Source organism: Promicromonospora sp. NPDC060271 (genome assembly GCF_042726755.1).
GTDB lineage: Bacteria > Actinomycetota > Actinomycetes > Actinomycetales > Cellulomonadaceae > Promicromonospora.
This window is the reverse complement of record NZ_JBHXBG010000076.1, coordinates 14955-27025: the sequence shown is the minus strand read 5'-3', so window position 1 is coordinate 27025 and position 12071 is coordinate 14955. Positions and strand designations below refer to the sequence as shown.

At 70.5% G+C, this 12071-nt stretch carries 11 protein-coding genes; 2 read left to right on the top strand and 9 right to left on the bottom strand.

Going from position 1 to position 12071, the window contains the following annotated elements; translation table 11 throughout:
* Window positions 1-27: 27 nt before the first annotated feature.
* From glmS to tyrS, 3 genes are all read right to left on the bottom strand, one after another.
* Window positions 28-1851 (bottom strand): glutamine--fructose-6-phosphate transaminase (isomerizing), encoded by a 1824-nt coding sequence (gene glmS / locus ACFWE2_RS13625; protein ID WP_377224764.1) that lies wholly within the window; start codon window positions 1849-1851, stop codon window positions 28-30.
* A gap of 26 nt (window positions 1852-1877) precedes the next feature.
* A complete protein-coding gene (locus tag ACFWE2_RS13620) occupies window positions 1878-2141 on the bottom strand; it encodes a hypothetical protein (RefSeq protein WP_377224763.1) in 264 nt (87 codons plus the stop codon).
* Window positions 2142-2307: 166 nt separating this feature from the next.
* The gene (tyrS, locus tag ACFWE2_RS13615) at window positions 2308-3567 is read right to left on the bottom strand and encodes a tyrosine--tRNA ligase (protein ID WP_377224762.1); all 1260 of its coding nucleotides are present in this window, start codon (window positions 3565-3567) and stop codon (window positions 2308-2310) included.
* Window positions 3568-3739: 172 nt separating this feature from the next.
* Between tyrS and ACFWE2_RS13610 the strand changes: the two genes are divergently transcribed.
* Window positions 3740-5044 carry an MFS transporter gene (locus ACFWE2_RS13610; RefSeq protein ID WP_377224761.1) on the top strand — a complete coding sequence of 435 codons (1305 nt, stop codon included), beginning with the start codon at window positions 3740-3742 and terminating at the stop codon, window positions 5042-5044.
* A 44-nt stretch (window positions 5045-5088) separates the two neighbouring features.
* Window positions 5089-6072, top strand: coding sequence for a RimK family alpha-L-glutamate ligase (locus ACFWE2_RS13605; RefSeq protein ID WP_377224760.1), 984 nt, complete (start codon window positions 5089-5091; stop codon window positions 6070-6072).
* A gap of 8 nt (window positions 6073-6080) precedes the next feature.
* Here ACFWE2_RS13605 and ACFWE2_RS13600 read toward each other — a convergent pair whose 3' ends face one another.
* From ACFWE2_RS13600 to ACFWE2_RS13575, 6 genes are all read right to left on the bottom strand, one after another.
* Window positions 6081-6749, bottom strand: a complete 669-nt coding sequence (locus ACFWE2_RS13600) for a DNA-3-methyladenine glycosylase (RefSeq protein WP_377224759.1) — start codon at window positions 6747-6749, stop codon at window positions 6081-6083.
* Window positions 6750-6771: 22 nt separating this feature from the next.
* Window positions 6772-8166 carry a permease prefix domain 1-containing protein gene (locus ACFWE2_RS13595; RefSeq protein ID WP_377224758.1) on the bottom strand — a complete coding sequence of 465 codons (1395 nt, stop codon included), beginning with the start codon at window positions 8164-8166 and terminating at the stop codon, window positions 6772-6774.
* On the bottom strand, window positions 8166-8528 hold the full coding sequence (locus ACFWE2_RS13590; protein WP_377224757.1) for a PadR family transcriptional regulator: 363 nt from the start codon (window positions 8526-8528) through the stop codon (window positions 8166-8168). The genes ACFWE2_RS13595 and ACFWE2_RS13590 overlap by 1 nt, the downstream gene beginning before the upstream one ends.
* Before the next feature lie 73 nt (window positions 8529-8601).
* A complete protein-coding gene (locus ACFWE2_RS13585) occupies window positions 8602-9186 on the bottom strand; it encodes a uridine kinase (protein WP_377224756.1) in 585 nt (194 codons plus the stop codon).
* A gap of 92 nt (window positions 9187-9278) precedes the next feature.
* The gene (argH, locus tag ACFWE2_RS13580) at window positions 9279-10793 is read right to left on the bottom strand and encodes an argininosuccinate lyase (protein ID WP_377224755.1); all 1515 of its coding nucleotides are present in this window, start codon (window positions 10791-10793) and stop codon (window positions 9279-9281) included.
* Window positions 10790-12019 carry an argininosuccinate synthase gene (locus ACFWE2_RS13575; RefSeq protein ID WP_377224754.1) on the bottom strand — a complete coding sequence of 410 codons (1230 nt, stop codon included), beginning with the start codon at window positions 12017-12019 and terminating at the stop codon, window positions 10790-10792. The genes argH and ACFWE2_RS13575 overlap by 4 nt, the downstream gene beginning before the upstream one ends.
* Between the last annotated feature and the right edge of the window lie 52 nt (window positions 12020-12071).

Here is a 12071-nt window from a genome sequence, read left to right as displayed (position 1 = left end):
CCCGACAGGGGTCCGCCGCCGTCGCCGTCACTCCACGGTCACCGACTTGGCCAGGTTCCGCGGCTTGTCGACGTCGTGCCCGAGGCTCAGGGCAGCGTGGTAGGCCAGCAGCTGCAACGGCACGGTCAGCAGCACCGGGTCGAGCTCTCGTTCACTGCGCGGCACGTCGATCCGTTCCGCACGCAGCTCCCCCAGGTCCACGCCCGGATGCGTGACGACGACGAGCGTCCCCCCACGGGCGGCGATCTCGTGCAGGGCGGCGACGTTGCGGTCGGTCAGCTCGTCGTCCGGCACGATGGCCACGGTCGGCACCTCGGGCGAGATGAGGGCGAGCGGTCCGTGCTTGAGCTCCGACATCTGGTACGCCTCTGCGTGCCGGTAGCTGATCTCCTTGAACTTCTGCGCGCCCTCGCGCGCCACCGGGTATCCACGGACCCTGCCGACGAAGAACAGGCTCTCGGCGGCAGCGAGCGCCTTCGCGGCCTCAGCGATACGTGCCTCGCCGTCGAGCACCTGCTCGATCTGAGCCGGCAGGTTCTGCAACCCTGCCACGAGCCTGCGTCCGTCGGCGACGGACAGGTCACGGACCCGGCCGAGCTGGAGCGCCAGCAGCGCGAACCCTACGAACATCGTGGTGAGCGCCTTGGTGGAGGCGACGGCGATCTCCGGTCCGGCGTGCAGGTAGATCCCGCCGTCGCAGGCCCGGGCGATCGCGGAGCCCACGACGTTGACCAGGCCGATGACCCGGCCACCCTTGCGGCGGATCTCCTCCACCGCCAGCAGCGTGTCGATGGTCTCGCCCGACTGGCTCACCGCCACGTAGAGCGTGTCCGGTTCGATCACCGGGCTGCGGTAGCGGAACTCGCTCGCTGCCTCCGCGTCGGCGGGGATGCGCGCGAGCTCCTCGATGAGGGACGCGCCCATCTGACCCACGTAGTACGCGGAACCGCAGCCCAGGATCTTGACGCGCCGCACGGCGCGCAGTTCGCGGGCGTCCATGTCGAGCCCGCCCAGGTGCGCCGTCGCGAACCGCTCGTCCAGGCGCCCGCGCAGCGCCCGCTCCACGCTGGCCGGCTGCTCGAGCATCTCCGTGTACATGCGCGGGCGTCCGTCGATCTGTCCGTGCTCGTAGGCACTGGGGTCGACGTCGACCTCGCGCGCCGTGGTCTGCGTTCGCGTCAGGTCGCGGCGGAACGTCGTGAAGCCCGACGCCGTCACGGTCGCCAGCTCGCCGTCGGTCAGGTGCGCCACCGTGGTGGTGTGCCGCACCAGTGCCGCGAGGTCGGACGCGATGAACATCTCCTTGTCCCCCACCCCGACGAGCAGCGGGCTGCCGTTGCGGGCCACCACCACGCGGTCCGGGAAGTCGGCGTGCACGACGGCGAGCCCGTACGTGCCCTCGACGGCGTCCAGGGCGTCCACGACCTTGCCCTCGAGGGTGTCGGCGTCCGACCGGGCGACGAGGTGAGCGAACACCTCGGTGTCGGTGTCGCTCGCGAGCGCCACGCCCTCGTCGGTGAGCCGTGCGCGCAGCGCCGCGGCGTTGTCGACGATGCCGTTGTGCACCACCGCCACCGTGCCGCTCGTGTCGGTGTGCGGGTGGGCATTGGCGTCCGTCGCGGGGCCGTGGGTGGCCCAGCGGGTGTGGCCGATGCCGACGCGCCCGGGCATCCGCTTGGGCAGCACCTCGGCGAGGTCACGCACCCGCCCCGCGCGCTTGGTCACCCGAAGCTGGGGGCCGACGACGGCGACGCCCGCCGAGTCGTACCCCCGGTGCTCCAGCCGGCCGAGCGCCTCCACGAGCAGCGGGGCTGCGTTCTGGCCTCCCACGTAACCGACGATTCCGCACATGTCTGTTCTCCTTCAGCCGTAGGTCTTCAGCCGTAGATCATCCGGCGCAGCTGCCGCTCGCTGAGCCGGGGCGCCGCGACGACCCGGTGCTCCAGCTCGGCCGCGATGCGCGCGAAGATCTCGGGGTTCTTGGCCCCATGGGTCTTGAGCTCGGCGTGCCGCCGCCGGACGATCTCCTCGACCGGGGTGGCGTAGTACGCCACGACGTCGCCGATCACCCGTGCCGCCTCGGCGGGCGTGAGTCCTGTGGACGTCGCCACGTGGGCGACGAGGTCGGAAGACGTCCTCATGCCGTGAGACTCGTACATCTCGATCCCGATCAGCAACTTCTTGCCCGATATCGGGCAAGAGTCAGCGGTAAGCAGCGCGCGGGCATGCGAGACGGCGGCCGCCCGCTCGTCAGCAGGCGACCGCCGTCGTACGTACCGGCCGGTCAGGCGGCCGTACCGGGTGACATCACTCCGACGCGGCGACCGCCAGCGTCTTCTTCCCGCGCCGCAGGACGGCGAACCTGCCGTGCAGCAGGTCCTCGGACGTCAGAGCCTGGTCCTCGGCAGTGACCTTGACGTTGTTCACGTAGGCGCCACCCTCCTTGACCGCGCGGCGGGCCTCGCCCTTGGAGGCGACGATCCCCGAACCCGCCAGCAGGTCGACGACGAGGTCACCTGCCTTGGCCGTAACGCTCGGCAGCTCCGACACCGCTCCGGCGAGCGTGCGGGCGTCGAGGTCGTCGAGCGAACCGCGGCCGAACAGCGCCTGGCTCGCCGCGATGACCGCCTCGGTCGCGTCCGCGCCGTGCACCAGCGTGGTGACGTCGCCGGCGAGCGCCTTCTGGGCCTCGCGGGCGAAGGGTCGCTCGGCCACCTCGCGCTCCAGCTCCGCGATCTCCTCCCGGCTGCGGAAGGTGAACACCTTGAGGTAGTTCACGACGTCGGCGTCCGCCTGGTTGAGCCAGAACTGGTAGAAGGCGTAGGGGCTCGTCATGTCCGGGTCGAGCCAGACGGCGCCGCCCTCGGTCTTGCCGAACTTGGTGCCGTCGGCCTTGGTGATGAGCGGCGTGGTGAGCGCGTGGACGCCCACCCCCTCGGCCTTGCGGACCAGCTCGACGCCTGCGAGCAGGTTGCCCCACTGGTCGCTGCCGCCCGTCTGCAGGGTCACCCCGCGTCGCCGGTACAGCTCGAGGAAGTCCATCCCCTGCAGCACCTGGTAGCTGAACTCGGTGAAGCTGATGCCCTCGTCCGAGCTGAGCCGCCGCGCGACCGTGTCCTTGGCGAGCATGGTGCTCATCCGGAAGTGCTTGCCGATGTCGCGCAGGAACGCGATCGCCGACAGCCCTGACGTCCAGTCCAGGTTGTTCACCATCGTGGCGGCGTTGGGTCCGTCCCAGATGAGCAGCGGCTCGATCTGGCCGCGAATGCGCTCAACCCAGCCCGCGACGACCTCCGGGTCGTTGAGCGTGCGCTCGCCCGCCATCTTGGGGTCGCCGATGAGCCCGGTCGCGCCGCCGACCAGCGCGGTGGGCCGGTGCCCGGCGTCCTGCAGCCGGCGCGCGGTCAGGATCTGGACCAGGTTGCCGATGTGCAGGGACGGCGCGGTGGGGTCGAAGCCCACGTAATAGTCGACGGTGCCCTCCGACAGCGCAGAACGCAGCGCGGCCTCGTCGGTGGACTGTGCCACCAGGCCTCGCCATTGCAGCTCGTCGAGGATGTCGGTCACCGTGGTTGCTCCTTGTTTCGTGGGTCGGGGCCCGTCCTGGGCCCACCGTCATAGTCTGCCCGACGGCGGGAGCGGCACGGCGCCGATGAGTTCTGGCGCGCCGCGTCGTCGGACGTCCCATGGAAACGAAAAAGCCTCAGCGCTCGGCCATCTCGTCAGGCAGGCTGGAACCATGACCGACCACGACGTGACCGACAACGACATGCCCGGCTGGAAGCGGAACGTAGCGCTGTTCCTGACCGGACAGACGATCTCGCTGCTCGGGTCGATGCTGGTCATGTTCGCCGTCATGTGGCACCTGACCATCGAGACCCGGTCCGGGGCCGTGCTCATGATGAGCATCGTCTTCGGCATGCTGCCGCAGGCGGTCATGTCGATCTTCGGCGGGGTGTGGGCCGACCGGCACTCCCGCAAGCTCCTGATCATGGGCGCCGACACGACCATCGCCGTCGTCACGCTCGGACTGGCCCTGCTGATGGTCAGCGGTGTCGACGACCTGTGGATCATCTACGTCGCACTGGCCGTCCGATCGACCTTCGCGGGCATCCAGACGCCCGCGGTGAGCGCGATGATCCCGCAGATAGCGCCGGCCGACCAGCTCATGCGCGTCAACGGCATCTTCCAGTCGATCCAGTCGGGGATGATGCTGCTCGCCCCCGCGCTGGCGGCCGTGGTCTATGCGTCCTACGACATCGTCACGGTGTTCTTCGTCGACGCGGCGACCGCGCTCATCGGCGTCGGGATGCTCGCCCTGGTCACCGTGCCCCGTCTGGTACGGGCCGACGCCGAGAGCGGGCCGGTCAGCTACTTCGGCGATCTCGTCGCGGGTGTGCGGTACATCGGTTCGAACGGCCCCGTGAAGTGGCTGGTCTCGCTGTTCGCCCTGGTGATGTTCCTGGTCGGCGCACCGAGCTACCTCACGCCGCTGATGGTCACCCGCACGTTCGGCGACGAGGTGTGGAAGCTGACCGCCAACGAGCTCTTCTGGGGCGGCGGCATGCTGCTGGGCGGCATCATCATGGCCACCGTCGGTCCGCGGATCAAGCGCCGGGTGCGGCTCATGGTGGGTTCCGTCGTGACCACCGGCGTGCTCGTCGCGGGCCTCGGCCTCTCGACGAACATGTGGGTGTTCTTCGGGCTCGGCCTGCTGATCGGCATCACTTTCGCGACCCTCAACACGCCGGCGTTCACGATCCTCCAGGAGCGGGTGGAGCCCGAGATGCAGGGCCGGGTGTTCGGCTTCGTCGGGATCGTGATGACCGTCGCGATGCCGCTGTCCATGGTCGTGTTCGGCCCGCTGGCCGACCGGTACTCCGTGGAGTCGCTCCTGATCCTGGCAGGTGCCCTGCTGGTCGCCGTGCTGGGCGCGATCCTCGCCGTGCCGGCCGCTCGGCGCTCCCTCGCGCAGGTCGACGTGGCCCCGGAGCCCGTCGAGGACGACCCCGGCTCGCGTGCAACGATTGACGCGTCCCACTGACTGTCGTGTCCCACTGACGGCAGCCCCGCGTTCGGAAGGTTCCTGTGAGCACCCCAAAGATCTATGCCCTGCACGAGAACCCCGAGTGGTTTCCCCCGTTCGCGGAGGCCTTCGCCGCCGAGGGGGTCGAGTACGTCGAGTGGGTGCTGACGGACGGCGTGCTCGACCTCGACGAAGCACCGCCGGAGGGGATCTTCTGGTCCCGCATCTCTGCGAGCAGCCACACGCGCGACCACGGGCTCACCAAGGACTACTCGCGTGCTGTGCTGTCCTGGCTGGAGGCCGCCGGGCGGCGCACGGTCAACGGCCGCCGCGTGCTGGAGCTCGAGGTCAGCAAGGTGGACCAGCTCACGGCGCTGCGCGCCGCCGGGATCGACACGCCCCGCACCGTGGCCGCCGTCGGGCGCGATCAGGTGCTGAAGGCCGCGCAGGGGTTCCCCACCCCGTTCGTCACCAAGCACAACCAGGGCGGCAAGGGCCTCGGCGTGCGCAAGTTCGAGTCGTTCGGCGACCTCGCCGACTACGTGGGTTCCGCCGAGTACGAGGAGCCCGTCGACGGCATCACGCTGATCCAGGAGTACGTGGTCGCGGCCGACGGCGGCATCACTCGCGTGGAGATCGTCGGCGGTGAGATGGTCTACGCCGTGCGCGGCGACACGGAACGCGGCGGGTTCCAGCTCTGCCCCGCCGACGCGTGCGCGATCGACCCGGAGACGGGCCGGCCGGTCCCGCCGGTCGGCGCGACCATCTCCATGGCGCCCGACGAGGACTGGGGCCTGTTCTCCGAGCGCGAGGGCTACGACGACCCGGTGGTCGCCAAGTACCTGGAGTTCACGCGGCGGCACGGGATCGAGGTGGCGGGGATCGAGAACATCCGGACCGCGGACGGCCGAGTCCTGACGTACGACGTGAACACCAACACGAACTACAACAGCGACGTCGAGCGGACCACCGCGAGGTCGGGGCCGCGCGAGATCGTGCGGCACCTGGCCCGGGTGCTGAAGGAGACGTACCCCGAGGCTCGCTGAGGGCCGGGTCAGGCCCTGCGGTAGACCGAGACGGTCGGTTCGGCGTCCAGCCAGAAGCGCCAGGGAAAGAGGTCGGCGCTGCCGCCGTCGCCGCTCACGCCGACACGCGGGCCGGTGCGGACGGCGACGTCAGAGGTCTCGACAGGCTCGGCCTGCGACGACACGGCCGGTGGGCGGCTCAGCAGCACGGCGCCGTCCGGGTCGGTGACGTCCGCGCCGTCGTCGGACAGATCGAGGCCCAGGGCGACCGCCAGGCGCGCCGGGCCGCGTGCGAGGTCGCGGTCGGCCCGGACCACGCCGGAGGCGAGGCGGCGGGACCGGGCCAGGTCCGCGCCGTCGACCACCTCGCCGGCCCGGACCAGCACGGCCGACGCCTCTCCCTCCGGCCCGCACACCACGTTGACGCAGTGATGCAGGCCAAGGTGGCGGTAGACGTACAGCCGTCCGGGCTCGCCGAACATCGTCGCGTTCCGCCGGTTGGGGCCGCGAAAGGCGTGCGAGCCGGGATCGGTGGCGCCGTCGTACGCCTCCACCTCGGTGAGGCGCAGGGAGACGACGCCGTCGGGCGTGCGCGTCGTGAGCGTGGCCCCCAGCAGGTCCCGGGCGACGTCGAGGACCGGTCGCAGATACCAGTCCCTGCCCGGGACGCTGCTGAGGGCGGAGTCGGGAGACTTCATGCCCCGATCATGCACGTCCGGGTTACGCGAAGCCGAAGACCGGTCCGAACAGCACCACCACGACCGCCGCCCAGATCGCGTAGACGGGAAGGTACTGCGTCTGCCACCGCTCGATCGCGGCGAACGTGCGCTGGCCGCGCACGAAGCCGGCCGCGAGCCAGGCCGCCCAGCCGAGGTGCACCAGGAGCACGAGGTTGAGCCCGAGCGCGGCGACCTTGTTGGCGGTGAACCCGAACTCGGCGATACGGGTGAGCATCGCGGTCAGGGCCACGGCGTCGACGGCGAGCGCCGCGCAGAGCAGCACCACCTGCATCCAGTCGAAGATTCCTGGCGGGGTCAGCGGGTCACGGGCCGAGATCGAGTAGAGCAGCAGGAACAGGACGAGCACCAGGACGGCGTCCATGAGGATGAGCAGCTCGCGATCCACAGCGGTCAGCGGCCCGTTGACGAGCAGGACCACGAAGATCGCGACCAGCATCACGATCGTGAGCGGCGTGAACACCCGGGTGAGCACCGGTGCGATGTTCTCGACGACGTTCTTCTTGGCCTCCACGAGCCAGGCGCCGACCAGCAGCGCTCCGGGCATCGCGAACGGCAGGAGCCAGTCGCCGAGGAACGGCTCGAAGTCCACGCCGACCAGGTCGAGCATGCCGAACGTGAGCCCGATGAGCAGGCCGCCGCCGAGCCCGATCAGCGCGAGGTAGATGATCAGCTCGCCGGTGAACCGGACGAAGTCCATGCGCCGGGCGCCGGACCGCCACGCGCCCCCCGCGTACACGACGCCCAGGAGCAGCCACAGCAGCACGGGAGTGTGGGTGATCGCGAGGAACAGCGTCATGCCTGGTTCGTCGTAGGGCCCCGACTCGAACGGGTAGAGGTTCACCACCAGGGCGATCGCGGCCGTCACGGCGAGCAGGGTCGCCCCGGCCCGCCACGGGACGCGGCGCTTCCACGCGAAGTAGCCGGCCAGGAACGGCAGGACGGCGAAGGCTGCGTTGCGCACGAGCACCAGCTCGTCGTCGCCCGCCGCGTCCAGCAGGATCTTGACCCAGATACCCGCGGTGACCGCGAGCGCAAGGACCACGCCCAGCTCGCGCCACCGACCGCCGTCGCCCGGCTCCTCCGGCACGAGCACGAGCTGCTTCCAGAGCCGGTCGGAGTGCTCTCGGGCGAACTCTCGCGAGACCTCGTCGAGGTTGCCCATGCGCTTGACCGCGACGAGGAACGCCTCCTCGTCGTCAAGACCGCTGGCCGTCAGGTCGTTGACCTGGCCGCGCAGGTGGTCCTCCATCTCGTCGACGTCGGCCGCCGAGATCGCCCGACGCCGCTGGACGTAGCCGCGCCACTGGTCGAACTGTTCCTCCAGGACGGCGTGCTCGGCCGTACCGCGCGCCTCGCCGGCAGCGTGCTCGCTCATCAGGCCCACCCTTCTACCCGTGCTGGGGGTATCTGGACGTCCTGCCACACCTGCTTGAGCGCGTCGGCGACGACCGACCACTGCTGCTGCCGTTCGGCGAGCACCTCCCGGCCTCCCGGGGTGATCGCGTAGTGCTTGCGGCGGCGTCCTGCCTCCGAGGTCCCCCAGCTCGCCTCGACGTACCCGAGCCGCTCCAGCCGGTGCAGCAACGGGTACAGCATCCCGTCGGTCCACTGCATGCGCCCGCCGGAGAGCTCGTTGACGCGCTTGACGATCGCGTAGCCGTACGACTCGCCCTCGGCCAGGATGCCGAGGACGAGCGGTGTGGCCGAGGCGGCCACCAGATCCTTGTCGATGTGCATAGCACTCCTATGCCTAGGTCTTCTAGGGTTGGAACCCTAGCAGATCTAGGCCTAGCGGATCTAGGTATTGGTGTTACGCCTCGTCGACTGCCTCCTCGGACGATTGCTCGACGAGGGTGCCGAACCCGTCCAGCCGCAGGTCGGCGCGCTCCCGGGTGCGCTCGCGCGCGTAGTGGTCCGCCTCCTGCGTCATCCAGCGCAGCCAGTGCTCGCGCGCGTCGTCGCCGTCGCGCTCCAAGCCGCGGCGCAGCCGTTCGGCGTCGTCCGCCTCCACCCAGATGCGGAACGCGCCCAGCGCGTCCACCTGGCGCGCGGCCGCCCCGCACCCTTCCACCACGAGATGGGTGGACGGCGGGACGTCATGCCACTCGGCCCAGTCCTCCTCCACCCAGTCGTACCGGCGGTAGCGGACGGGCTCCCCCGCCGCCAGCGGGTCGAGGACCCACCGGCGCAGGTTGGCGGCGCCCGCGTCCGGGCCGCCCGCCCAGCCCTCGTAGAGGTCGTCCATGTGGACCACCGGGGCCTCGAACGCGTCGGCGAGCTGGGCGGCCAGCGTCGTCTTGCCGGAGCCGGCCGGTCCGTCGACGCAGACGAGGCGCGCGTCGGCAGCACGAATCCGGCCCAGCAGCTCTCCGAGCACGGCAGGCGAGACGGTCACGCGGAATCACTCTCCTCCTCGAGGGGCGCGGGGCTGAGCGATTGCGCCCAGAAAGCCCGTGAGTCCTGGGCACAATCACTCACCGCCGCGGACTACTCCGACTGGGCCCAGAAGCGGTACTCCGTCGAGCGCTCCTTGGCCAGCTCGATCTGCTCCGCCACGCGGGCCGGGGCCGTGCCGCCCACGCCGTCGCGCGAGGCGAGCGAGCCCTCCACCGACAGGACGCCGCGCACCTCGGGGGTGAGGTGCTCCGAGATCTTGGCCAGGTCGTCGTCGGACAGGTCCCACAGCTCGATGCCGCGGGCCTCGCACTCCTGCACGCAGGAGCCGGCCACCTCGTGCGCCACCCGGAACGGGACGCCCTGCTTGACGAGCCACTCGGCGATGTCGGTCGCGAGCGAGAAGCCCTGCGGGGCGAGCTCGGCCATGCGGTCGGTGTCGAAGACCATGGTGCGCACCATGCCCGTGAACGCGGGCAGCACGGTGGTGAGCGTCGCCACCTGGTCGAACACCGGCTCCTTGTCCTCCTGCAGGTCGCGGTTGTACGCGAGCGGCAGGCCCTTGAGCGTGGTGAGCAGACCGGTCAGGTCGCCGATCACGCGCCCTGCCTTGCCGCGGGCGAGCTCGGCGATGTCCGGGTTCTTCTTCTGCGGCATGATCGACGAGCCCGTCGAGTACGCGTCGTCCAGCCGGACGAACCCGAACTCCTTGGTGTTCCAGAGGATGACCTCCTCGGCGATCCGCGAGAGGTCGACGGCGATCATCGCGGCGACGAACGCGAACTCCGCCGCGATGTCCCGCGAGGCGGTCCCGTCGATCGAGTTCTCGACCGGTCCGCCCTCCAGCCCGAGGTCGGCGGCGACGGCCGCCGGGTCCAGCCCGAGGGACGAGCCCGCGAGCGCACCGGAGCCGTACGGCGACTTCGAGGCGCGCACGTCCCAGTCGAGGAAGCGGTCGACGTCGCGCAGCATCGGCCAGGCGTGCGCGAGGAGGTGGTGCGCGAGCAGGACCGGCTGGGCGTGCTGCAGGTGCGTGCGGCCCGGCATGGGGGCGTCGCCCGCGGCCTCCGCCTGGGTGATCAGCTCGTCCACCAGGTCGAGGAGCTGCGCGGCGATGGTGCGCGCCTGGTCGCGCAGGTAGAGCCGCACGAGCGTGGCGATCTGGTCGTTGCGGGACCGGCCGGCCCGCAGCTTGCCGCCCAGCTCGTCCCCGGCGCGCTCCAGCAGGCCGCGTTCGAGGGCGGTGTGCACGTCCTCGTCGTCGAGCACCGGGAGGAAGGCGCCGGAGGCGACGTCCTGCTCCAGCATGTCCAGGGCGTCGATCATCCTGGCGAGCTCCGGCTCGGTGAGCAGCCCGGCGCCCGCGAGCACCCGGGCGTGCGCCTTGGAGCCGGCGATGTCGTACGGCGCGAGCCGCCAGTCGAAGTGCGTCGACTGCGAGAGCGCCGCGAGCTCGGGGGCGGGACCACCGGCGAACCGGCCGCCCCAGAGGGCGACCTTCTCGCCGGAGTGCGCACCGACGGTCCGGGACGACGCCGGCCGCGCGACGCCCTGTCCCGCCGCGTCCTGTCCCGCCGCGTCCTGAGGTGTGCCGTCGTGCTCCGTCACAGCGTCCCGACCCCGAGGTCAACGCCGTTGCCGAACTTCTCGTCGCGCGCGGCGGCGAGCTTGGCCGTCAGGCCGTAGATCTCGATGAACCCGCGGGCCTGCGACTGGTCGAACGCGTCGCCCTCGTCGTAGGTGGCGAGGTTGAAGTCGTACAGCGACTGCTCCGAACGGCGTCCCGTGACGGTGGCGCGCCCGCCGTGCATGACCATGCGGATGTCGCCGGAGACGTACTTCTGGGTGTCGTCGATGAAGACGTCGAGCGACTTCTTCAGCGGCGAGAACCACATGCCGTCGTAGACGAGCTCGCTCCAGCGCTGCTCCACCTGGCGCTTGAACCGGGCCTGCTCCCGCTCGACGGTGACGTTCTCCAGCTCCTGGTGCGCCGCGATGAGGGCGATGGCGCCCGGCGCCTCGTAGATCTCACGGGACTTGATGCCCACGAGGCGGTCCTCGACGATGTCGATCCGGCCGACACCCTGGGCACCGGCGCGGCGGTTCATCTCCTGGATGGCCTGCAGCGGGGTGACGGCGACGCCGTCGAGCGCCACGGGCACGCCCTGCTCGAACGTGATGATGACCTCGTCCGCCACCGGCGGGAACGTCGGGTCGTCCGTGTAGGAGTAGACGTCCTTGGTGGGCTCGTTCCAGATGTCCTCGAGGAAGCCCGTCTCCACCGCACGGCCCCAGACGTTCTGGTCGATCGAGAAGGGGTTCTTCTTCGTCGTCGCGATCGGCAGGTCGTGCTTCTCCGCGTAGTCGATGGCCTTCTCGCGGGTCAGCGCGAGGTCACGCACCGGAGCAATCGACTTCAGGTCGGGCGCAAGCGAGGTGGTGGCCACCTCGAAGCGGACCTGGTCGTTGCCCTTGCCGGTGCAGCCGTGCGCGACGGTCGAGGCGCCGAACTGCCGGGCCGCTGCCACCATGTGCTTCACGATGACCGGCCGGGAGATGGCCGAGACCAGCGGGTAGCGGTCGAGGTACAGGCCGTTGGCCCGCAGCGCGGGCATGCAGTACTCGTTGGCGAACTCGTCGCGCGCGTCGGCGACGTACGCCTCGACGGCGCCGCAGTCCAGCGCGCGCTTGCGGATGACGTTCATGTCCTCGCCACCCTGGCCGACGTCGACGGCCACGGCGACCACCTCGGCCCCGGTGGCCTCGGCGATCCAGCCGATGGCGACGGAGGTGTCCAGGCCGCCCGAGTAGGCGAGCACGACGCGTTCAGTCATGATTGACGATCTCTTTCCGGTGGTGGTGGGTCAGGTGCGATTGTGAAGTGAT

Excerpts from the sequence above, each read along its gene's own strand:
- glmS (WP_377224764.1), bottom strand. The coding sequence starts at position 1,851 with ATGTGCGGAATCGTCGGTTACGTGGGAGGCCAGAACGCAGCCCCGCTG.
- ACFWE2_RS13620 (WP_377224763.1), bottom strand. The coding sequence starts at position 2,141 with ATGAGGACGTCTTCCGACCTCGTCGCCCACGTGGCGACGTCCACAGGA.
- ACFWE2_RS13610 (WP_377224761.1), top strand. The coding sequence starts at position 3,740 with ATGACCGACCACGACGTGACCGACAACGACATGCCCGGCTGGAAGCGG.
- ACFWE2_RS13600 (WP_377224759.1), bottom strand. The coding sequence starts at position 6,749 with ATGAAGTCTCCCGACTCCGCCCTCAGCAGCGTCCCGGGCAGGGACTGG.
- ACFWE2_RS13595 (WP_377224758.1), bottom strand. The coding sequence starts at position 8,166 with ATGAGCGAGCACGCTGCCGGCGAGGCGCGCGGTACGGCCGAGCACGCC.
- ACFWE2_RS13590 (WP_377224757.1), bottom strand. The coding sequence starts at position 8,528 with ATGCACATCGACAAGGATCTGGTGGCCGCCTCGGCCACACCGCTCGTC.
- ACFWE2_RS13575 (WP_377224754.1), bottom strand. The coding sequence starts at position 12,019 with ATGACTGAACGCGTCGTGCTCGCCTACTCGGGCGGCCTGGACACCTCC.